Source organism: Pseudomonas sp. BP8 (assembly GCF_017875955.1).
GTDB lineage: Bacteria > Pseudomonadota > Gammaproteobacteria > Pseudomonadales > Pseudomonadaceae > Aquipseudomonas.
The window spans coordinates 2,721,832-2,744,503 of record NZ_JAGINK010000001.1; the positions used below are offsets into that span (position 1 = coordinate 2,721,832).

At 56.3% G+C, this 22,672-nt stretch carries 19 protein-coding genes and 2 pseudogenes; 16 read left to right on the forward strand and 5 right to left on the reverse strand.

Features of this window, described 5'->3' with window-relative positions; all coding sequences use genetic code 11:
* The first annotated feature begins 40 nt into the window (after positions 1-40).
* Complete coding sequence (locus tag J3B00_RS11890; protein WP_209867691.1) at positions 41-388, forward strand: RidA family protein; 348 nt, start codon at positions 41-43, stop codon at positions 386-388.
* Between the two features lie 118 nt (positions 389-506).
* Positions 507-1,919, forward strand: a complete 1,413-nt coding sequence (locus tag J3B00_RS11895) for an amino acid permease (protein ID WP_209867692.1) — start codon at positions 507-509, stop codon at positions 1,917-1,919.
* Positions 1,920-2,412: 493 nt separating this feature from the next.
* Here J3B00_RS11895 and J3B00_RS11900 read toward each other — a convergent pair whose 3' ends face one another.
* The 5 genes from J3B00_RS11900 to J3B00_RS11920 all read right to left on the reverse strand — a co-directional run bounded on the left by J3B00_RS11900 (position 2,413) and on the right by J3B00_RS11920 (position 7,200).
* A complete protein-coding gene (locus J3B00_RS11900; protein ID WP_209867693.1) occupies positions 2,413-3,054 on the reverse strand; it encodes a 3-oxoacid CoA-transferase subunit B in 642 nt (213 codons plus the stop codon).
* Positions 3,055-3,062: 8 nt separating this feature from the next.
* Positions 3,063-3,758, reverse strand: coding sequence for a 3-oxoacid CoA-transferase subunit A (locus J3B00_RS11905; protein WP_209867694.1), 696 nt, complete (start codon positions 3,756-3,758; stop codon positions 3,063-3,065).
* 377 nt (positions 3,759-4,135) lie between these two features.
* A complete protein-coding gene (locus J3B00_RS11910) occupies positions 4,136-4,972 on the reverse strand; it encodes an IclR family transcriptional regulator (RefSeq protein ID WP_209867695.1) in 837 nt (278 codons plus the stop codon).
* Between the two features lie 108 nt (positions 4,973-5,080).
* Positions 5,081-6,481: an ATP-binding protein gene (locus J3B00_RS11915; protein WP_209867696.1), complete on the reverse strand. Its 1,401-nt coding sequence runs from the start codon at positions 6,479-6,481 to the stop codon at positions 5,081-5,083.
* Positions 6,478-7,200 carry a response regulator gene (locus J3B00_RS11920; protein WP_209867697.1) on the reverse strand — a complete coding sequence of 241 codons (723 nt, stop codon included), beginning with the start codon at positions 7,198-7,200 and terminating at the stop codon, positions 6,478-6,480. The genes J3B00_RS11915 and J3B00_RS11920 overlap by 4 nt, the downstream gene beginning before the upstream one ends.
* Positions 7,201-7,417: 217 nt before the next feature.
* On the opposite strand from J3B00_RS11920, the gene J3B00_RS11925 reads away from it, so the two are divergent.
* The 14 genes and pseudogenes from J3B00_RS11925 to J3B00_RS11985 form a co-directional block, all read left to right on the forward strand.
* Complete coding sequence (locus tag J3B00_RS11925) at positions 7,418-7,669, forward strand: DUF2790 domain-containing protein (RefSeq protein ID WP_209867698.1); 252 nt, start codon at positions 7,418-7,420, stop codon at positions 7,667-7,669.
* 100 nt (positions 7,670-7,769) lie between these two features.
* Entirely contained in the window at positions 7,770-10,991 is a 3,222-nt protein-coding gene (locus tag J3B00_RS11930) for an efflux RND transporter permease subunit (protein WP_209867699.1), read from the forward strand.
* On the forward strand, positions 10,981-12,147 hold the full coding sequence (locus J3B00_RS11935) for an efflux RND transporter periplasmic adaptor subunit (protein WP_245362534.1): 1,167 nt from the start codon (positions 10,981-10,983) through the stop codon (positions 12,145-12,147). Before J3B00_RS11930 ends, J3B00_RS11935 begins: the two co-directional genes overlap by 11 nt.
* On the forward strand, positions 12,131-13,525 hold the full coding sequence (locus J3B00_RS11940; RefSeq protein ID WP_209867700.1) for an efflux transporter outer membrane subunit: 1,395 nt from the start codon (positions 12,131-12,133) through the stop codon (positions 13,523-13,525). Before J3B00_RS11935 ends, J3B00_RS11940 begins: the two co-directional genes overlap by 17 nt.
* A 658-nt stretch (positions 13,526-14,183) precedes the next feature.
* Positions 14,184-15,569, forward strand: coding sequence for an MFS transporter (locus tag J3B00_RS11945; RefSeq protein ID WP_245362535.1), 1,386 nt, complete (start codon positions 14,184-14,186; stop codon positions 15,567-15,569).
* 123 nt (positions 15,570-15,692) lie between these two features.
* Complete coding sequence (locus J3B00_RS11950; RefSeq protein ID WP_209867702.1) at positions 15,693-16,622, forward strand: dihydrodipicolinate synthase family protein; 930 nt, start codon at positions 15,693-15,695, stop codon at positions 16,620-16,622.
* Positions 16,623-16,836: 214 nt separating this feature from the next.
* Positions 16,837-18,078, forward strand: coding sequence for an OprD family porin (locus J3B00_RS11955; protein WP_209867703.1), 1,242 nt, complete (start codon positions 16,837-16,839; stop codon positions 18,076-18,078).
* A 16-nt stretch (positions 18,079-18,094) separates the two neighbouring features.
* A complete protein-coding gene (locus J3B00_RS11960; protein ID WP_209867704.1) occupies positions 18,095-18,259 on the forward strand; it encodes a hypothetical protein in 165 nt (54 codons plus the stop codon).
* A gap of 106 nt (positions 18,260-18,365) precedes the next feature.
* Positions 18,366-18,686 (forward strand): transposase, encoded by a 321-nt coding sequence (locus J3B00_RS11965; RefSeq protein WP_209867705.1) that lies wholly within the window; start codon positions 18,366-18,368, stop codon positions 18,684-18,686.
* Entirely contained in the window at positions 18,683-19,003 is a 321-nt protein-coding gene (gene tnpB, locus J3B00_RS11970; RefSeq protein ID WP_209867706.1) for an IS66 family insertion sequence element accessory protein TnpB, read from the forward strand. The genes J3B00_RS11965 and tnpB overlap by 4 nt, the downstream gene beginning before the upstream one ends.
* Positions 19,004-19,080: 77 nt before the next feature.
* Positions 19,081-20,654 (forward strand): annotated as a pseudogene (locus J3B00_RS11975) (IS66 family transposase).
* A gap of 92 nt (positions 20,655-20,746) precedes the next feature.
* Positions 20,747-21,550, forward strand: a complete 804-nt coding sequence (gene lgt, locus J3B00_RS11980) for a prolipoprotein diacylglyceryl transferase (protein ID WP_209867707.1) — start codon at positions 20,747-20,749, stop codon at positions 21,548-21,550.
* Between the two features lie 326 nt (positions 21,551-21,876).
* Positions 21,877-22,149, forward strand: coding sequence for a hypothetical protein (locus tag J3B00_RS26560; RefSeq protein ID WP_245362776.1), 273 nt, complete (start codon positions 21,877-21,879; stop codon positions 22,147-22,149).
* A gap of 7 nt (positions 22,150-22,156) precedes the next feature.
* A pseudogene (locus tag J3B00_RS11985) lies at positions 22,157-22,546 on the forward strand (transposase); the annotation flags it as partial.
* Between the last annotated feature and the right edge of the window lie 126 nt (positions 22,547-22,672).

Consider the following 22,672-nt stretch of genomic DNA (forward strand, 5'->3'; position numbering starts at 1 on the left):
TGATCGTGGGTAATAAATCTTGAATTAGGAATATTCAGCTTTGAACCATATTGAACGCTTTGACTTTGATACTCGAATCCACCATGCCGTTACACACAATGGTGTGGTTTACCTAACAGGCCAAGTGGGTACTCCGGGAGCGTCTGCTGCAGCGCAGACCCAGGAAATTCTTGCAAAAATTGATCGCCTCCTGGATTTGGCAGGCAGCGACAAATCTAAAATCCTGAATGCAGTTCTTTGGCTGGACGACTTCAGGGATTTCGACGAAGTGAATCGGATCTGGGATGCCTGGATCGATAAAGAGCATGCTCCAGCTCGTTCGAGTGGACAGGTTCGACTTGCCAAACCAGGCATGTTGGTTGAGGCCATCATCACGGCAGCCGTTTGAGTGGGCTGTTGCGTGCCTGATTGGCTGACGTCGAGTGCGACCCTGTCGGAGTCGTAAAAGATAACGAGAATACAACACGCCGCCGCATACGCGGCGGCGGAGTTGATCGAAGGTTTAGATGATGTCGCTACAACCTAATGAAGAACGTTCCCTCCATCATGGCTTGACCTCTCGCCAGGTTTCCATGATTTCGATTGCTGGCATCATTGGTGCCGGCCTTTTTATCGGGTCGTCCACTGCTATCGCCTCCGCAGGGCCGGCAATTCTGATCTCGTATGCGATGACAGGGCTCCTGGTCCTACTCGTCATGCGTATGCTGGGTGAAATGGCAGTAGCCAATCCCAACAGCGGTTCGTTCTCGACCTACGCCGGCGAAGCCATTGGGCGATGGGCGGGCTTCACCACGGGTTGGCTTTACTGGTGGTTCTGGGTGTTGATTATCCCGGTAGAAGCGATTGCGGGAGGCGATATCTTGCATGTCTACTTCCCCGATGTGCCGGCGTGGCTGTTTGCATTTCTGATCATGTTCGTTCTGGCGGGCACCAACTTGGCGAGCGTCAAGAATTTTGGTGAGTTTGAGTTCTGGTTTGCGCTGGTAAAGGTATTGGCCATTGCGGCATTTATTGTTGTAGGCGGAATGGCAGTGTTTGGGGTATGGCCGTTAGCTGAAACAGGTGGCGTCCACAAGCTTTGGTCCGAGGGTGGCTTCATGCCTAATGGCTGGGGTGCCGTGCTTGGTGGTGTATTAATCACGATCTTTTCTTTCTTTGGCGCAGAGGTCGTCACTATCGCCGCTGGCGAGACTTCAAATCCCCAAGAGAAAATCAGACGCGCCACCAACCTTGTGGTTTACCGCATTGCCATTTTCTACTTGGCGTCGATCTTCTTGGTCGTATCGCTGGTCGCCTGGAACGATCCGCAATTGACCCAGGTAGGATCGTTCCAGCGGGTGCTGGAAATCTTGAATATACCTGCAGCCAAGGTAATCGTTGATATGGTCGTGCTGGTGGCCGTAACGAGTTGCATGAATTCTGGACTGTATACTGCTTCGCGGATGTTGTACTCGCTGGGGGCGCGCGGTGAAGCGTTACCCATGACCAAATACCTGACGCGTAATGGCGTGCCTGCAGTAGCAGTCGTGCTCTCGACGCTGGCAGGGTTCGTCGGCTGCCTGCTCAATTACTTGTTTCCGGGAAAAGTGTTTACCTTCCTGCTGTCCACTACCGGTGCGCTAGCACTGCTCGTGTACCTCGTAATCGCAATTTCCCAGCTCCGAATGCGCGCGCGCGCCGAACGTGATGGTACGCAATTGTCGTTCAAAATGTGGATGTTCCCTTGGCTTACCTGGGCCGTCATAGGCACCATCGTAATGGTTCTGGGGTACATGCTGTTTAGCGATGCTTACCGGTATGAAACCCTGATGACCGCAGCGGTTACCCTGTTCATTATCACTGTGTATGTGGTTCGTCAGCGGCTCAGTAGCTCTGTGGCGAGTGAGCGAAGCTCTGTGGTCTTTACCAAGACGAATTGAGGTCAAGGGATCTAGGCGCGGGCCATTCTATGGCCTCCGTCTAGCTCGATCAGGCAGTGTCGGGTGCCTGAACACTTTACGCCTAGTGCGCTTGCATACAGCGGCTGTACACCGATGACCGCGGCGCCTGCCACTTCGTCTCCGGTGGGGGGATGGAACGCGTAATCCCGCGTCTGGATGGGGCGTAGGTGGTTAATCGGCCACTGCCGATGCGCGGGCTTGCCTAGCGTACGGACAATGCCCAGTTGGCGGAACTTGCGACCTTCTTGCGTTAAGGCTGGTCGAGCCAAGCCTCGGTGATGACGGCTGAACAAATCGGTGAGATCCGGGCTTCAATGGCTCACGGTCATTGTGGCATCCCAAAAGGCGCTTGTGCGCCTTTTGGGATGCTTCAGCTTCCGCCTTCAGTGTCATTCAAGCCCTGATGTCAGGGCTTCTTTTTATCTGCAAGTTGGATAGCTGTCCGCCTTGGCGGCGATGCTGACTGCGTCATTTATTGAATCAGCGGCACGCCACTCAGTGCTTGCAATTGCTCGAAGTCGATGTCTGCGCAAATCTCGATCACGCGCAGACCGTCGGAGGTCACTTCCAGCACGGCCAGGTCGGTGTAAATGCGGCTGACGCAACCGAAACCGGTCGGCGGGTAGGTGCACTCGGGCACCAGTTTGCTTTCGCCGGATTTGGTCAGGTGATTCATCATCACGAACACCTGGCGCGCGCCAGTGGCCAGGTCCATCGCGCCGCCCACCGCCGGAATGGAGCCCTCGGCGCCGGTATGCCAGTTGGCCAAGTCGCCCTTGACCGACACTTGGAAGGCACCCAGTACGGCGATGTCCAGGTGGCCGCCGCGCATCATCGAGAACGAGTCTGCGTGATGGAAGAAAGCGCCACCGGGGAGCATGGTCACGTGCTCCTTACTGGCGTTGATCAGGTCATCGTCTTCCTCGTCCGGTGCAGGGCTTGGGCCCATGCCCAGCAGGCCGTTCTCGCTGTGCAGGAACACTTCCTTGTCGCCCAGAAAGTTGGCCACCATGGTCGGTGCGCCAATGCCCAGGTTGACGTAGGCGCCTTCCTGAATGTCTGCAGCCACGCGCTGGGCCATCTCGGTGCGGGAGAGCTTTTTGGTAATGGACATGGCAGGCCTCAAGCAGCGTTGACGATCGAAGAAACGGCAGCGCCGGAGACGGCGACCACGCGTTGGACGAAGATACCCGGGGTGATGATGTGTTCCGGGTCCAGCTCGCCGAGCTCGACGATCTGGTCGACCTGGGCGATGGCGGTCTTGGCGGCCATGGCCATGATCGGGCCGAAGTTGCGCGCGGCCTTGCGGTAGATCAGGTTGCCCCAGCGGTCGCCGTTGTAGGCCTTGATCAGCGCGAAGTCGGCGTGCAGCGGCATTTCCAGCACGTACATGCGGCCATCGATCTCACGGGTTTCCTTGCCTTTGGCGAGCAGGGTGCCGTAGCCGGTCGGCGAGAAGAACGCCCCGATCCCGGAACCGGCGGCGCGGATGCGTTCGGCCAGGTTGCCTTGCGGCACCACTTCCAACTCGATCTTGCCGGCGCGGTACAGTTCGTCGAACACGTAGGAGTCGGACTGGCGCGGGAACGAGCAGACCACCTTGCGCACGCAGCCTGCCTTGAGCAGGGCGGCCAGGCCGATTTCGCCGTTACCGGCGTTGTTGCTGATGATGGTCAGGTCACGGGCACCGGTGGCGATTAGGCCGTCGATGAGCTCGGAGGGCATGCCGGCAGTACCGAAGCCACCGACCATGATGGTCGAACCGTCAGTGATGCCAGCCACCGCGCTGGTGATGGATTCGTAGGTTTTATTGATCAAGGCGAGCTCCTGGTTGTTCCTGGAGTAGAGATTGGTGAGCCACTCAGCGATTGGCGTGGTTTTGCTGATGTGAGCCATAGCGTGCCGCAAGACTGGGCGGCAGTAGAGGGGGATTGGCGGAATCGGTGCGGTTATCGAACTGTTGTGCGATATTCGGTTATTTCTACGGCCGCAAGCGGTCGCCCGAGCGCTCGGCGGCTTGCTGGAAGTACGATCGGAAGAGGGTCGACGAACATCGATCCTTGCCGAATAGATATGCGGTGCTCCCGAAATAGGCGACGTATATCTCCGCTGATGGCGTCCGGGGTTAGCCCATACGCCAGTGCGCGTGCATGAGAAGCTGTTCGGCCTATTACGGGGATCGCTTAGCGGTAGTCTTACGGGCTTGAGTTGATGCTCCCACTAGCCTGGAGTGCTCGCCCGATATTCTTCGCCGCGGCGACGGTCACGGACAGCGCTCGACGTTCAAGTTCCTCCGTGGTGCACCGCACAGCCGGCGCTGCAATGCTGATAGCGCCAACAGGGTAGCCATCGATATCCAGGACCGGAACCGCCAGGATGCGCAGGCCTTCGGCGAACAGGGAGTCTGTGATGATGTACCCATCCTTACGAATCTGCCCCAACACCTCGGACAATGGCCGAGAGAGGGATTTGCTCATGAAGGATGTGGTCGAGGATAGCTCCTTGATGCGCTCAACCTCGTGATCAGGAAGGAACGCGAGGATCGACTGGCCGATCGCTGTCTGGCAGGCCGGCACCGTTGTACCAATGCGAATGTCCACTCCAAGCCGAGTGATACCGGCCCTGACACGCTCCAGGTAAAGAACGTCTGCGCCTTGCAGCACGGCGAAGCTTGCCGCTTCACTGGTTTCGCTGACCAGTCCCCTCAACACAGGGCGAACCAGACTGCGCAGGTCCGTGTGAGCAATGGCGTGGAAGCCTAGGTTCAGGATTTTGAGGGTGAGGGAGAACCGCTTGCTCTCAGGAATTCGAGAAACATAGCCGAGGTCCACCAGCGTATTCAGCATGCGGTAAGTCGTGCCAGGATCGAGCTCGGCTTTGGCAGCGATCTGGCTCAGGGTCAGCTCGTCGCTTTCCGCTGTGAACGCCTCCAAGACTCGAAATCCTTTGGCAAGAGACTGCACTGTGCTGCGCTGATTTTTATCTTCGTCAGCGGCGGGCGTTTCGCTTTTTGTTGATGTTCTAGGAGCCATGCGCGATATCTACCTGGTGTAATTCTTGTTTTCGGAATGCGAAAAAAATCGTTCAAAAAGAATAGCACCAGGCGATCCTTCATCCCACCTCAGATTTCAGCAGCCAGACTAGTTTTCAGGTAGCGAAATGACCGCCTCCAGCCCTGCATCGTGGTTGATCAGACTGACCTCGCCGCCATGCTGACGGGCTATGGAGCGCACGATAGAGAGACCGAGGCCGACCCCGCCTGTATTACGGTTTCTGGAATGTTCCAACCGATAAAAGGGCGTGAATACCGCTTCAAGCTCGGAAACAGGGATGCCGTTTCCCCTGTCCTTCACCGAAATGTGAACATGCTTATCTGCACTGTAAACGCGGACGTCTGCGCTCTCACCGTACCTCACAGCATTCTCGATGAGATTTCGGATAGCTCGCCGCAGCGCGTCAGGCCGGCATTCCAAAATGACTTTTGAGCTGCAGGAGAAAGACACGGCCATTCCCAAGGCGACCAAGTCTTCGCACAAGCTTTCGACCAAGGTCCCTATGTCCATCGTCCTGGTTGGCTCGGTCACAGCATTGTCACGGCCGTACCCGATTGCGGCTTCAGTGATCGCCGTAATCTCGTCCAGGGTCGCCAGCATCTTGCGCTGTATCTCCGGATCCTGAATGAACTCAACGCGCAGCCTGAGCGAAGTCAACGGGGTTCGAAGGTCGTGACCCACTGCGGCCAGCATGCGCGTGCGATCATCTACAAAGCGCTGAATCCTGCGTTGCATCTGGTTAAAGGCCTGGGCGGTGCGACGGATATCTTCTGGGCCGTGCTCGCGCAGCTCCGTGTCTGAATGGCCTCGGCCCAATCTCTGGGCGGCACGCGCTAAATCTCGCAGTGGCTGGCTGATACCCCGAGCGATCAACACGGCAATCAAGGTTAGGGCCAACGCGGTGATACCGAGGGATACCAATGCTCGGCGACTAAACGGTGAGTCCGTGACCGGCTTAGCGTAAGCCGCATGTAACCAGGTGCCATCATTCAGCGGTGTGGCCACCCCCATGACATTGAGCTGCGGCAAGTAGATGAACCTGGCCGTTCGGGTAGAGGGCCATAAAGCTTCGCCTGGCACAGACCACGCAGCCGTCGCATCAATCGTTGCCGGTGGAACCTCATCTTCGCTTCGGAATTGCATTTGCAGCGTTCCCAGCGGCTGTCCATGGCTTAACGGTTCAAGCAGATGTCGGCGAGCGAACTTCCACCACTCTGAAGGCTGGCTCGGTGAAGCTGGAAACAGCCAGAACCGCTCGTAAGCGGTGCTGCTGACTTGAAGCGTCATCTGCCGTTCGTCCACGGGCATTCGGTCCAAGAGTGAAGCCAGGGAAGAGGTTCGACTCAGAAAGTCAGACTTCGCCACCTCCCTCAGCGCCCCTGCGCGCTCGTCCCAAAAAATACTGAGGGTCAGCGCTTGCGAGACGATCAGCGCCAAAAGCATGAGCCCGATGAATCTTGCGGCTAGATTAGGGTTTCGTAATTTCATGTTGATTTGGAAACCGGGTGCACGAACGCGTAGCCGCCGCCCCAATGGGTTCTGATATAAATCGGATTTTTAGGGTCCGGCTCAATTTTTCTGCGAAGTCGACTAACTTGGTTGTCGATACTTCTATCGAACGGTTCGCTAGTGCGACCAGAGACTTTGCTTAGAAGTTCGTCTCGCGTCACGATTTCACCTGGCCTTTCTAATAGCGCAGCCAGTAATCTGAACTCGGTACCACTCAGTGATACTGACACGCCGTCAGTGCCCAATAACTCTCTGAGCTTACAGTTGAGAACCCATTCGCCGAAGCGGATGGACCCCTCCACCAGGCTGGAAACACTCTCGCTGGCGGGGATGGCCCGACGGAGCAGGGCTTTGACCCGAGCCAGCAATTCACGGGGATTGAAGGGCTTTTTGAGATAGTCATCGCCCCCCATCTCAAGGCCGAGTATGACGTCTAAGTCTTCTGTGCGGGCACTTAAAAAAAGAACGGGAGTATTAGAGCGAGAGCGGATGTGTCTGCACAGGCTTAATCCATCTTCACCCGGCATCATGACATCAAGAACAATTAAGTCCGGTGACTCCTTATCTAGCAATTCTCTGAGTGCAACCCCATCAGCCACAGTTGTCACGCGATAGCCTTCTTGGGTCAGATATTGCGCAACCAGTTCGCGGATGTCCGGATAGTCATCAACGATTGCAATGTGCTGACTGGAACTCATTTGTAAACCATCTGATGTAGTCGAATCCTTTCAGCCTAAGGTACGGCCGGCGTTTTGAAAAGAGCTGAACAATCGGCCCGATACAGGTCTGATACATTTCTGACAGATTTGACAGATATCAGGTGCATAACACACACAAACCATCCCACAAGGGACAAACTTTTCACGCACCTCGGGATTTAGCATTCAGGCTCGATCAGAAAACGAGAGCCTTGAGATGAACAAGTTGAAACACGCCGTCCTGTTCGGCCTGGTTTGTTTGGCCAGTGCCCTGTCGGTCGCTGTCCAGGCCGATCCCGCCCCGTATGAGTACGGAGAGAGTTTGGATGTCGCGAAGGTCATCAAGCTGAACGAGCCAAACCCGCCGACCTGCCAGGTCGTTGAGGCCACCATGACCTACGAGGATTCTCAGGGCGCAGTGAAGACCGTTTCCTACCGTCGCCTGGCTGGTGTGTGTACCAATCGCTGATCGACCGACCTCTGCACCTCTTCCAGTTTTCGCTTAGCGCACCAGTTCTTGCGCACCTGGCGGCGATACCGCTGCCGCCTGCATCACCGTTGGAGTTTTCATGCTTGGCCTAGTCAAGACGGCACTGCACAAGCCTTACACCTTTGCAGTCCTCGCCATCCTCATTTGTATCGTCGGTCCGCTTGCTGCCTTGCGCACCCCAACCGACGTGTTTCCCGACATCGACATCCCGGTTATCGCGGTTGTATGGCAATACAACGGCCTTTCGCCGAATGGCATGGCCGGCAGGGTGATTTACACCTACGAACGTGCGCTTGGGACAACCGTTAACGATATCCAGCACATCGAATCTCAGTCGCTCCCTGGGATGGGTATTGTCAAAATCTTCTTCCAGCCTGGTGTGGACATCCGCACGGCCAATGCCCAGGTCACAGCGATTTCCCAGACGGTGTTGAAGCAGATGCCTCCCGGCATCACTCCACCGATGATCTTGAACTACAAGGCCTCCACGGTTCCGATCTTGCAGATGGCGTTCTCAAGCAGCTCGCTGTCCGAAGCTAAGATTCGAGATCTGGCGCTCAACAGTATTCGCCCTCAGCTTTCCAGTATCGAAGGCTTGGCCATGCCTTTCCCGTATGGCGGGAAGCAGCGGCAGATCACCCTGGATCTGGACCCTCAAGCGTTGGCAGCCAAAGGACTCTCCGCCCAGGATATTGGCAAGGCGCTGTCTGCCCAGAACCAGATCATTCCGGTGGGCACGCTGAAGCTTGATCGCTCGGAGTACACCGTTTTGTTGAACAACAGCCCGGTGGCTGTTGATGCACTAAACCAGTTGCCGGTGAAGACTGTGAATGGTGTCACCATCACGCTGGGTCAGGTCGCTCACGTGCATGACGGTTCGTCGCCGCAAACCAACATCGTGCGTGTAGATGGTCGGCGTGCGGTGCTGATGCCTGCGCTCAAGAACGGCGCGGTCTCGACCCTATCGATCGTTCAGCAAATCCGCGAGGCCTTCCCCGCGATGTACGAGGTCCTTCCGGACTCGCTGAAAACGTCGTTACTCGCTGATGCTTCGGTGTTCGTGAAGGCCTCTGTGGAAAGCGTGGCGCACGAGGGAATCATCGCGGCCGTGCTCACCAGCTTGATGATTCTATTGTTTTTGGGCAGCTGGCGAAGCACCGTCATCATTGCGTCCTCCATTCCGCTGGCCATCCTTTCGGCAATCGCGCTGCTGTCGGTCACCGGGCAAACCTTGAACGTCATGACCCTAGGCGGCTTGGCGCTTGCGGTCGGGATTCTGGTCGACGATGCGACCGTTACCATCGAGAACATCAACTGGCACTTGGAACAAGGTAAGTCGGTCAGGGACGCCATCCTCGATGGCGCTCGCCAGATCGTAGGGCCAGCATTCGTATCGCTGCTCTGCATCTGCATCGTGTTCGTACCGATGTTCTTGCTAAATGGTATCGCCGGCTATCTGTTCCGCCCCATGGCCCTCGCGGTCATCTTCGCGATGGGCTCATCGTTCCTGCTCTCGCGGACGTTGGTGCCGACGATGGCGCTCTTCCTGCTCAAGCCACACCAGGTCGAGTCGGGCGAAGGTCGCCACCCTGAAGAACCGTACCTGAACCACCACGAAGGCGATCACCCTCACGGTCGAATGACCAAAGGGCTTGTCGCGTTCCAGCAAGGCTTCGAAAAACGGTTCTCCGCCATACGCGATCACTATCTTTATGTGCTGCGCTTCGCCCTGGCACGTCGTCGTGTGTTCCTCGGTTCGTTCCTGGGCTGCGTACTTGCCTCATTCCTGCTGGTACCAACGCTTGGCAAGGATTTCTTCCCGGCCGTGGACGGCGGCGCCATTGCATTGCATGTCCGCCTGCCTCTTGGTACTCGGATCGAAGAAAGCGCCGCGATATTCGACAGGATCGAAGACTCGATTCGCAAAGTTATTCCTGGCAACCAGCTCGAAACCATCATGGACAACATTGGTATCCCTGCGTCGGGTATCAACATGGCTTACAACAACACCGGTACCACGGGGCCTCATGATGGTGACATTCAGATTGAGCTGAAGGAGGGGCATTCGGATACTGCTGCCTACGTGAAAGCCCTGCGCGAGCAATTGCCTACCGAATTCCCAGGCACCACTTTCTCCTTCCTGCCGGCTGATGTGAGCAGTCAAATCCTCAACTTCGGCTCTCCTGCTCCGCTGGACGTGCAGATCTCGGGGCCCAACGACGAAGCAAACCGTACATTTGCCGCAGAGTTGATAAAGCGGCTCCGGTTGATTCCGGGCATTGCTGACCTAAGGCTGCAGCAACCGACCGGTTACCCGACCTTCAAGGTCAGCGTGGACCGCTTGAAAGCTTCTCCGCTGGGTATCACCGAAGCCGATGTGACCAACAGCATGACGTCGTCCCTGGCAGGTAGCTCGCAGATCGCGCCGGCGTTCTGGCTTGATCCCAAATCTGGGGTTTCGTATGGCTTGGTAGCTGCTGCCCCGCAGTACCGGATGGATGACCTCGGCAAACTGGAGGCGCTTCCCATCACTGGCAGCGACGGGCGCACCCAGATGCTGAGCAACCTCGCCACCATCACCCGCGAGTCGAGCCCTGCAGTTATTAGCCATTACAACATCCGACCCACGCTCAATCTCTATGCCAATGTTCAAGACCGGGACTTGGGCGGCGTTGCAGCAGATATCCAGCGCGTGTTGAAAGACGCCGAATCTATACGCCCCAAGGGCGTCTCCGCTTCGCTGCATGGTCAGATCGAGGCCATGAATGAGGCGTTCAGTGGGTTGCTGTTCGGATTGGTCGGGGCAATCGTGCTGATTTACCTGCTCACCGTGGTGAACTTCCAATCCTGGATCGATCCGGTGGTAATCATTTCCGCTCTTCCCGCAGGCCTCGCCGGCATCGTCTGGATGCTGTTCCTGACCGGATCGACCCTTTCCGTACCAGCACTGACAGGGGCAATTCTGTGTATGGGTGTAGCTACAGCCAACTCAATCCTCATTGTCAGTTTCTGCAGGGAGCGCCTCGCTGTCCACGGCGACGCATTGAAAGCAGCTGTTGAAGCGGGGTTCACGCGCTTCCGCCCCGTCTGCATGACAGCGCTGGCAATGATCATCGGGATGCTCCCCACCGCACTCTCCACGGAACAGAACGCCCCACTGGGCCGTGCCGTGATCGGCGGATTGATCTTGGCGACCTGCGCAACGCTGCTGTTTGTTCCAACACTGTTCAGCCTTATCCATGGGCGCAAGGGCTCGAACGAACTTTTGATGAACGCTGGAGAATGCCCGGATGTCGCGTAATAAAACCGCCACGATGAATCCCTCGAAAAAATTCTTGGTGGGCGGAGTGGCTTTGGTCGTGATCGCCGTGGGCAGCGGTCTCGCTGTCCGTTCGCACCAAGCCAGCGCGGTAGAAGCGTGGGCTATTGCGCACGCTGAGCCGACTGTGAGCACGGTGATCGCGAGTGCCGACTCATCGGAAAAAACGCTCCGGTTACCTGCCACATTGGCTCCTTGGAGCGATGCGCCTATCCATGCTCGGGTCAGTGGCTACTTGAAGCGCTGGACAGCTGATTTGGGAACCCGTGTAAAAGCCGGCGACGTGCTGGCTGAAATCGATAGCCCAGAGTTGGACCAACAGATTGCCCAGGCGAAGGCCGACTTGGAGCAAGCGCGCGCCCAGGCAGCGATTGCCCGTCTCACTGCCTCTCGATGGCAGCGACTGTTGGCCGAGCACTCCGTGTCTCAACAAGATGCAGATGAGAAAGCGGCGGATTGCCGCTCTATCTCGGCCCGCGCTGATGCTGCCAAGGCGAACTACGAGCGACTCGTGCAAATGGGACAGTTCAAGGTGCTGCGAGCACCGTTCGACGGGATAGTTACCGCTCGTAAAACGGATGTTGGCCAGCTGATACATGCGGATAACACATCAGGCCCTGAGCTGTTCCACATGGTTGCGCTCCATGATTTAAGACTGCTTGTGCCTGTTCCCCAGAGCTACGCCACCGCGCTATCGGCAGACTTCAAAGCCAAATTGCGAGTTCCAGAGCGTCCAGGTGAAGCCTTTGATGCAACGCTGATGAGCACTGCAGGCTCGATTGATCAGCGCTCGGGTACCCTCATGGCGCAGTTCAAAGTGAGCAACCCCGGTGGCAGGCTCCTCCCAGGAGGATATGCCGAAGTTGAATTACCCGTTGGCAGTCGGCCGAGCAGCGTGGCCGTTCCCGCGACCAGTTTGATTTTCCGCAAAGCAGGGCCACAGGTAGCGGTGGTAGATAAAGCGGGTCTTGTTGCCCTTCGAGATGTGCACATAGGCCTCGACCTGGGCACTCTCTTGCAGCTGGACGCGGGTCTTCAGGCTGGCGAGCAGGTCATCGATAACCCACCAGATGGTTTGCGGGCTGGCGACAAGGTCAAAGTGGCAGAGGGAGTGGTTAACCATGCCCCGAAAGCCTGAGCTTTTGCTACTTGCCGCCCTGATCAGTGGGTGTTCGCTTGCACCCCAATACAGCGCGCCGATCGTCGATTTGCCAGCACAATATTTTGAGCCGGGGTGGCAGTCTGCGTCACCGACTGCCCCCACGGAGGCAATCGACTGGAGCCTGTTCAACGACGCCACCCTGAGTGACCTTCAAGCGCTTCTGATCCAGCGAAACCCCGATCTGCATGCGGCGCTAGCGCATTACCAGGCTGTCACTGCGTATGCTGCGGGTGTATCCGGTTTGTCTGCGCCCCAGGTGGACGCTGGCGTGGCCACCCTTCGGCAGCGACAGTCTGACAATCGCCCTTTGCGCGGATCCAGTCAGCCCTCCGTCTACAACAGCAATACGTTGGGGTTGGCCGGCTCTCTGGATCTCGATCTGTGGGGACGGCTGCGCAACGAAGCCTCGATGGCCCAAGCTCAAGCAGATGCGTCAGCAGGTGATCTGCGGGAAGCTCAGCGATCATTGCAAACACAATTGGCCATTCATTACCTCAGACTTCGGGGTATGAATGCGCAAAGCAAGATTCTGCGCGAGACGATCGACAGCTATGGCCAGGCTTTGAAGCTGGTCGAAAGCCGTTATCGCGGCGCAATTGCCTCAGAGCTCGACCTTGTTCGAGCTAAGCACCAACTCTCCGACGCCAAAGCGCAACTTGATGAGACCCTTGGTCAGCGTGCGGTAGAGCTTCACATGGTCGCCGCCCTTGTCGGATCTACTGCTGAGCAACTGAATCTGACCTTGCCTGATCCGCAACCCGAACTGCCCCATATCCCGAAAACGCTTCCCAGCGCTTTGCTACAGCAGCGTCCTGATATTTCCGCTGCTGAGCGTCGAGTCTACGCCGCCAACCGCGGTATCGGCGTGGCGCGGGCCGCTATGTATCCGGATATAGGACTGACCGCCTCGATCGGTGGGCAGACAACCGGCAGCGGAAATCTCCTGGCGGCCAGCAATCGCTATTGGGCCCTGGGTCCGTTGATCCACCTGCCGATTTTTGAAGGTGGGCGCTTGCAAGCACAGGAAGATCAAAGGGTCTCCGAATTTGATGAAGCCTCTGCTCGTTACCGTAGCACGGTGTTGAATGCGATACGCGAGGTTGAGGACAACCTTGCAATGCTCAACCACCTGGAGCAGCAAGCATCGGATGAGAACGACGCGCTCGGCGCAGCGCAGCGTGCCACGACGCTGGCCACGCAGCGCTACAAGGAAGGTGCCATCAGCTACCTGGAGGTTCTTACTGCGCAGACTCTGGACCTCGAAGCTCAGCGCAAACTGCAGAAGGTGCAGACCAACCAGATGATTCACAGCGCCCGTTTGATCGGCGCGGTGGGCGGTCAATGGGGCTCTTAAAGAGCCGCAGCGCTGGTCAAAAGCACCTCATAAAAGCGAATGGAATGTCAGAGGCAGCGAGCATGGAATAAAAGAATAAAAAATCAGTTGAAGGGCCTAGAAAAGGATGGGCCCTGAGTACTGATGGTGATATTCTATTTGAAAAGAAGAAAAAACTTTCGCAATCCGAAAAAACAAAAAGGTGCGAAGAAAGATGAAACAGATTGCTAATCTACATGCCTGCTCCAAGCGTGCCGTCTACTCAGAATCAGGCAAGCGCAGTAATGTCAGTCTCTCCGTGATTGGATCATGTCCCTCGCGTGCTACGCCCAGTTCACACCTGGGGCAAGCTGTCATTCGCACCCAATTCAATAGTGTCGCCTCTATCGTTGAAGCGCGGCACTTCGCTACTACCGGCGCTGCCCGACGTGGGCGGTTGTCACCGTTGTCAAACGACTCTTTCTATACTCCACTCAAAAAACTTCCTCGCGTTTATCGCTGCCGTCGTGGACCGGGCTATGAAGTGGTCGTTTTCGAAAAACTGATTACATAGCGTGATAAGTCAAAGCTGACAAAAAAACAGCTTTTTAGATTAACTGCGCCACTGCACTGTGTTTACCACAGCAAGCTTCTGCTCGCCCCCGAAAAACGCAAAATAATAAAAGGAAGTGCTATGTTAATGCAGCAAGTAGAGACCGAACCCTTGCCAGACAAGGTTAAAAGCCAGGCCAATATAAGCGCCAGGTTAGAGCGGCTCCCGATTACCAAGCAGGTTTTTTGGGCTCGAAACATCATCGGTGCTGCGACATTCTTTGATGGCTACACCGTCATTGCGATCGCCTACGCAATGCCGGTATTGGCTAAGGAGTGGAGCTTGAGCGGTGCGCAGATCGGCATGATCCTTTCTGCAGGCTATCTGGGCCAGCTGTTTGGTGCGCTGATCTTTGGCTGGCTCGCTGAAAAGCTCGGACGTATGAAGGTGCTGACCTTCACCATTCTGCTGTTCGTGTCCATGGACGTGGCCTGCTTATTCGCCTCCGGCGCAGCGATGATGATCGCGTTCCGGTTCATCCAAGGCATCGGCACGGGAGGAGAGGTACCTGTCGCCAGTGCCTATATCAATGAGCTGATCGGCTCGAAGAAACGCGGCAAATTCTTCCTCCTTTACGAGGTCATGTTCCTGCTGGGCTTGGTCGGAGCGGGGATAATTGGTTACTTCCTGGTCCCCATTTACGGCTGGCAAGCCATGTTCGCAGTGGGGGTTGTTCCCGCGATGCTGCTGATACCGCTGCGTTTCTTCCTGTTTGAATCGCCGCGTTGGCTGGCCTCTAAGGGCCGCTTGGACGAAGCTGATCGAATCGTCACCCGCCTGGAAAACAGCGCGGTGAAAGCTGGTAAAACGCTGCAACCACCTGTGGAGGTGCCGCAGATCCAGACGGACAAAAACGGGTTGGGGTGGAAAGAGCTATTCCAAGGCATGTACTTCAAACGCTCGTTAGTGATCTGGGTAATGTGGTTCGGTTCCTACATGGTTGCCAATGGATTAATTACTTGGTTGCCAACCCTTTATCGCCAGCACTTCAATTTGCCGCTTGAGACAAGTTTGGCGTATGGTTTCATGACGTCAGCCGCCGGTGTAGTCGCCGCAGTAATTTGCGCACTGCTTATTGACAAAGTTGGTCGTCGCCGCTGGTATATGGGGGCGTTGTTCTTGGCTGTCATCCCACTGGCGTTCTTGGCAACTACTGGCGCAAGTGCACCACTGAAGATTTTGGCCCTGGCAGGTTTGGGATACGCACTGGTACAAACAGTGACGTTCTCTCTCTATCTGTACTCGGCAGAGCTTTATCCAACTCGACTGCGCGCTTTGGGAACTGGTGTGGGTAGTGCTTGGTTGAGAATGGGTTCGGCACTGGGTCCTATCATTGTTGGCTTTACAGTTTCCGGTGTTGGTGTTCAGTATGTGTTCGGGACGTTCGCAGTCGTACTACTGATCACGGCAACAATTACAGCGTTGTTCGCAATTGAAACGAAAGGGCGGATTTTGGAAGAACTTTCGCCTTAAGCTTCAACTAGTAATTTCAAACGGCGGTACCTGACTTAGCAGCAACCTCAGAACACATCAATCTGTGTTTTGCGCCCGCGCATGCGTCAGTTGCGAAAATTAACTAAACCAGAGGTAACAAAAATGAGCACTAAAAACACCATCGACCTGAAAGGCCTCGTTCCTGCTCCAGTGACTCCGTTCACTCGTGACGGTGAAGTTGACTACGCAGCCATTCAGAAACTGGGCTCGTGGCTGGGCAGTTACGAAGGCGTAAAAGGTCTGGTTGTTTTGGGTCACGCTGGTGAAGGTACTTTCCTGACCCAGGCCGAACAGGGCCGCGTCATTCAGGCATTCAAAGAATCGGTCGGTGGCCGTTTGCCAATCATCGCCGGCATCACCGGCGAAGGTACTCAAGTCGCGGCTGAAGAAGCCAAGCGTGCCGTAGACAACGGTGCTGCTGCTGGTCTGGTGTACCCATCCCACGGCTGGCTGCGCTTCGGCTACCAGAAAGGTGCCGCCCAGGACCGTTACAAAGCCATTTATGAAGAAAGCGGTCTGCCGCTGATCCTCTTCCAATATCCAGACGTCACCAAGGCCACCTACGATCTGGAAACTCAACTGGAAATCGCCAAGCAGCCTGGCGTATTCGCGATGAAGAACGGTGTTCGTAACATGCGTCGCTGGGACACCGAGATCCCAGTAATCCGTCGTGAAGTGCCGGACCTGCAGATTCTGACCTGCCATGACGAGTACCTGCTGCACACCATGTTCGACGTAGACGGCGCCCTGGTCGGCTACGGCGGCCTGACCCCTGAGCCGCTGATCGAGCTGATCGCTGCTGGCAAGCGTCGCGACTACCCGGCTGCTCGTGCCATCCACGACAAGCTGCTGCCTGTAACCCGTAACGTCTACCACCGCGGCTCCCACATGGAAGGCACCGTGGCCCTGAAGCACGGCCTGGTGGCCCGCGGCATCCTGGACCACGCCACCGTGCGTTCGCCGCTGCTGCCCCTGGCCGAAGGCGCAGACAAGGAAATCGCTGACGCCCTGCGCAGCGCTGGCCTGGTCTGATCCCGAGCCAAGGCCAGCATCGAGCATTTTCGGTGTTGGCCTACACCTGAAACATCTACCAGGGCCCTGTGTATCAGGGTCTTGGCATCTTTCGATTCGGATTCTGATTCACACACGAATAACGATCCGTTTTCCCGGAAGGACGGCATTCGCCCGCTCAACCGGCGATGACAGGCCAACACAGCCCTTCAAAAAAAACAACAGGGGACCGGTCTTGAACACTCACGCAAATCGCAAGAGCCTCGTACTCATCATTCCAACTCTGCTTCTGCCTATCAATGTGTGGGCTGAAGGATTCGTGGAAGACACTAGCGCCACACTGACATTCAGAAACTTCTTTTTTGAACGCAACTTCACTGCGCCTGGCGTTGCTCAGAGCCATGCTCGTGAGTGGACGCAGGGGTTTATCTTTGATCTCAAATCAGGCTTTACCCAAGGCGCCGTTGGCTTCGGCGTGGATGTCTTGGGAAAGTATGCAGTGAAGCTTGACGGAGGCGCAGGGGAATACGGTGCGCTGCTGTTGCCTAAGGATGGCGATGGTGATCCAGCCGGAAGCTTCGGCAGGCTTGGGGTTGCAGTAAAGTCGAAGCTGTCGAACACCGAAGTCAAGGTCGGCGAGTGGATGCCTAATTTCCCGATCGTCACTGCAGACGACTTCAGGGCCCTGCCGCAGACTTTCCGCGGCGCTCAGATCGCTTCGCAAGAACTCAAGAACTGGTCGTTTTACGCAGGCGAGTTCACCAAAACCAGCCTTCGAAATGATTCCTCCATGGAGGACCTTTCATTTGGATCAGCGCAGTCGGACTCCTTCAAATTCCTGGGCGCTGACTACCGCTCCAGCTCTAAAAATACGACTGTCCGTCTCTGGTCGGGGGAGTTGGAAGACATCTACAAGCAGCATTATCTTGGGCTGATTCAGAAATGGCAGCTCAGCCAAACGGTATCGCTCACCTCAAACCTTGGCTATTTCTGGGGCAAGGATGCGGGGGCTGCTAAGGCAGGCGCGCTGGATAACCAGACGGCTTCCGCTCTGTTCAGCCTAAACATCGCTCAGCACTCGATCAGCATTGGGCTGCAAAATGTTTCGGGTGACACTGGGTGGATGCGCATCGGTGGGACCGGCGGCATTTACCTTGCGAACAACACCTTCAACCATGCCTTCGACAATCCTCGCGAAAGATCCTGGCAGGTCCGCTATGACCTGAACTTCGTGGGTTACGGCATTCCGGGTTTGAGCTTCATGACGCGCTATGTGCATGGCGATAACGTGGAGCTGAGAAATGTCCACGACGGTTCGGAATGGGTACGAGAGTCAGAACTGGGTTACGTGTTCCAGAGCGGAAAGCTGAAGGATTTAGCCGTGCGGTGGCGAAACTCCAGTGTCAGACGAAATTTCAATGCCAGCGACTACGACGAAAACCGTCTGATCGTCAGCTACCCGCTCAATATTTTCTAGAGGGCTGCATCACACCATGCAATTGCACGAAGCTACCGAAGTCACCGAGGTGCTTGGCCAGGCATCCGCCAATGAGCTGCTTAAAGACGGCTGGACTCTGCTCGCAATTGTCCCGAGCGCTCAATCGACTCCCTGGTACATTCTCGGCAAACGCTCCAAGCTGGTTGGCATGCAGTGTTAATGCTTGGTAAGCGTCCGGCGAACTCACCTTCCGAACTCCAGCTTTAAGGGCGATGGTGTCCGCGTATTTTTAAGCGGACGCGATCACCCTTATCGCCAGGATTTCCATGCGCCAACGAAGCTCTTATCCGAAACCGTTCAAAGCTCAGGTCGTTCAGGAATGCCTGCAACCTGGCGCAACCGTGTCCAGTGTTGCCATCAGCCACGGTATCAATGCCAACGTCATCCGCAAATGGATGCCGCTCTATCGAGATCAGCCCGCAGCGACTTCACTACCGGCATTCGTCCCGCTAAAAGCCGCACCTAAACGGCCAGCCGAAGCGTCAGTGATCATCGAGTTGCCCATAGCCGGCCAAGTGATCACAGTGAAATGGCCAACCTCAGATCTCGAGGGCTGCGCGCAATTTATCCGGGCTGTCGCTCAATGATCCGCATCGATGCAATCTGGCTGGCCACCGAGCCGATGGACATGCGTGCCAGTACCGAAACGGCATTGGCCCGGGTGATCGCGGTGTTCGGTGCGGCGAAGCCGCACTGCGCTTATCTGTTCGCCAATCGCCGCGCCAACCGGATGAAAGTGCTGGTGCCTGATGGCGTGGACATCTGGTTTGCAGCGCGGCGCCTGAATCAAGGCAAGTTTCACTGGCCCGGCATTCGCCATGGCTGTGAGGTCGAACTCGACAGCGAGCAACTCCAGGCGCTGGTGTTGGGCCTGCCTTGGCAGCGTGCGGCTCAGGCCGCGTGATCAGAACGCTGTAAGCGCCGGCCATTTGGCCGGCCTGCTTGTCGTCGTATCAAGCTTGCTCTGGCACAATCGGCGGCATGACCTTCTCGCCCAACCTCGACCAGATGACCCCGGAACAGCTTCGTGCCTTGGCGGCACAGGCGTTGCAATTGCAGTCCCAAGTCGAGGCGATGGGCAGGAAGATCCAGAACGATGGAATTCTCATCGAACAGTTCAAGTTCGAAATCGCCCTGCTCAAGCGCCACAAGTTTGCCAAGCGCAGCGAGCAAATCAGCCCGGCGCAAGGTAGCTTGCTGGATGACCTGCTCGACACAGACCTTGAAGCTATCGAGGCAGAGCTGAAAAAGCTCCTCCCCGCTTCGCCACAGGCCGAGCCACGGCAACCCCCGAAACGTGCGCCATTGCCGCCACAGTTTCCACGCACGGTGATTTGTCACGAACCCGAAAACACCCAGGGCCCCTGCGGTTGCCAACTTCAGCGTATTGGTGAAGACGTCAGCGAGAAGCTGGATTACACGCCGGGCGTGTTTACCGTCGAGCAACATGTACGTGGCAAATGGGCCTGCGGTCAGTGTGAAACACTGATCCAGGCGCCGGTACCAGCGCAGGTTATCGACAAAGGTATCCCAACCGCAGGCTTGCTGGCCCACGTAATGGTGGCCAAGTTTGCCGACCACTTGCCGCTGTACCGGCAGGAGAAAATCTTTAGCCGCGCCGGACTGGCAATCGTCGCTCGACCTTGGCCCACTGGGTTGGACAAACCGGTGTGCGGCTCCAGCCGCTGGTCGATGCGCTGCGTGAAGCCATGCTGAACCAAGGCGTGATTCACGCTGATGAAACACCAGTGCAAATGCTTGCGCCGGGCGAGAAGAAAACCCACCGGGCCTATGTCTGGGCCTACAGCACGACGCCGTTTTCGGCGCTCAAAGCCGTGGTGTACGACTTCAGCCCAAGCCGTGCCGGCGAACATGCACGCAACTTCCTGGGCGACTGGAATGGCAAGTTTGTCTGCGATGACTTCGCTGGCTACAAAGCTGGTTTTGAGCAAGGCATCACTGAAATCGGCTGCATGGCCCACGCCCGTCGCAAGTTTTTCGATCTGCATGTCGCGAACAAAAGCCAGCTGGCCGAACAAGCGCTGCACTCGATCAGCGGCTTGTACGAAGTCGAACGCCAAGCGCGAGACATGAGTGATGAAGATCGGTGGCGAATACGTCAGGAAATGGCGGTACCGATCAGCAAAAAACTGCATGACTGGATGTTGGCCGAGTGCGACCTGGTGCCCAACGGATCAGCCACGGCCAGAGCCCTCGACTACAGCCTGAAACGCTGGGTAGCACTGACGCGCTACCTGGACGATGGCGCTGTGCCCATTGACAACAATCAAGTCGAGAACCAGATACGCCCATGGGCACTCGGGCGCTCGAACTGGCTGCTTGCCGGGTCGCTGCGCAGTGTTAGACGGGCGGCTGCGGTCATGAGCTTGATCCAATCGGCGCGCATGAATGGGCATGATCCGTATGCCTATCTCAAAGATGTGCTGACTAGGCTGCCGACACAGCGGGCTAGTGAGATCGGGAAACTGCTGCCGCACCAGTGGGTACCGGCCTGGCTTACGCAAGATGAGCAGGAGAAAAGGCTTATTCACTGATTAGATCGAATCGTAGCTCACAGTCAAAATTTATCAGGACGCCGCCAAGGCTGACTCCTTGACAACAATGTTTCGCTTTGAGGGAAAGGTTAATGGAGAATTACGCTGTATGGAACGCAGAACCAGTACTATTTCGTCTGGGAACACTGTCTATCCATTGGTACGGAATCTTATTTGCCACAGCTTTGGGACTCGGCTTCGCTGTGATGCGTCTAATCTACCGACAGGAAAAACGAAACGAAAAAGAGCTGGATAGCCTCCTTATCTACCTCACGGCCGGCACGTTGATCGGGGCTAGGCTGGGCCATGTGCTCTTCTATGACCCTGCTTTGTACCTATCTCATCCTTGGGAGACTTTTGCAATCTGGAAAGGGGGGCTAGCCAGTCATGGCGGGGCGCTGGGAATAGTGGTATCACTTTGGCTTTATTGCCGGCGCCATCCTGGTACTGGGTACATTTGGCTGCTAGACCGCATCACTGTACCGGCACTCCTGGGCGGTGGGTTGATTCGTATCGGCAATTTCTTTAACTCAGAAATTGTTGGCGTGTCAACTATCGTTCCTTGGGCAATTGTCTTCCCCCACATCGACCTGCTTCCCAGGCATCCGACTCAACTGTACGAGTCGGCGGTTTATATGGTGCTGTTTGCGATTTTTTGTACGCTCTACAGAACGTCTTTAATTATTCTACGTCCTGGGATGATGGCCGGGTGTTTCTTGATACTCGTATGCTCTGCCAGATTCATTTTGGAGTTTACCAAGATGCCCCAAGCGGCCTATGAGTCATCGCTGCTCAGCGTAGGACAGTGGCTAAGCATTCCGCCAATTCTGTTTGGAATCGCTCTGTCGTACCGTGCAACTACTCATAGTAAAACCTGCCCAGTTCACCCTGTTTAGGGCAGGCTGGCACCCAATGCCAGTTAGCGCTGCCAAGCACCCATGGCCAGAGCTGGCTGGAAAGGTGACTTGGCCAGACGCTTACAATGCTTGTGGGCCAAGGAGCTTACCTCGCAAATGGCATTGGGTCGAAAGCGGTCGCTTCATCAGGGCGCTCTCGGCCCTCCTTGGCTCCCTCCCTTTCGGGGTCTACTTAAATCCAGAGGTCAATCAACGCAGCGCCAATTGTCGGGACCAGTCAGCAAAGCGTATAGGTGGCATTGATAGCCGTCTCGCCTAGGCTAATTTGGAGCATGACCATCTTCAAACGTTTACAGGAGGGCTGTATGAGAGTGCGCGGCGAGGTTTACTGGAACTGGGCAGATCCCACCCTTCATCACCGAACCCACGAAGAAACACTAAGTGACGGCTCTTACCTGGACGTGCAGGTTAGGCTGTCCCGCACGGGCTCTACGCAGATGTTCATTGGAGTCTACGCGCCTTCGGGTACAGCTTTGCATGAGGAGGCATTCGATTGCCGTCTTAACGAATCCATGACACAGGCATTAGGTTGGGGCGTCCGCAGAGCACGTTCCGTAGCTAGTGGAAAACCGCTTTAGGTAAACCCTGTTGCAGAACTGGTTTTCGCTGAGCGATCCGGCGATGGAGGAAGCGTTGTACGAAATCACCTCGATGCGCCAGTTTGCTCGACTGACGCTCAGCGCACCGATTCCGGAAGACACGACGATCATGATTCCGGCACCTCCTGCAGAAACACAAGTTGGCGGCAGGCATCCTGGAAACCATCAACCACTACCTGCAAGACAAAGGCCTGTCGTTACGGCAGGGCACGATTGTCGAAGCAACAATCATCCATCCGCCCAGTTCGGCTATGTAAAGACTCGCTTTTGCGGCTGGGCCAAGAATACGGCGCAGCTGATCACGCTGTTTGCCCTGTCGAATCTGTGGATGGCGCGCCGGCAGTTGCTGAGTGCTGCGGGAGAGGTACGCCGATAGCAAGCAAGAAAGAGGGCAAAGCCCTGGTTTGAGCCGACTGGCGGCTGAAAAATTGGTCTGGCTACGTCAATGCGCTGCTCATTGCGCGCTCGAGCCAACTTGTTCGGAGTATCCCTAAGGCGTTGT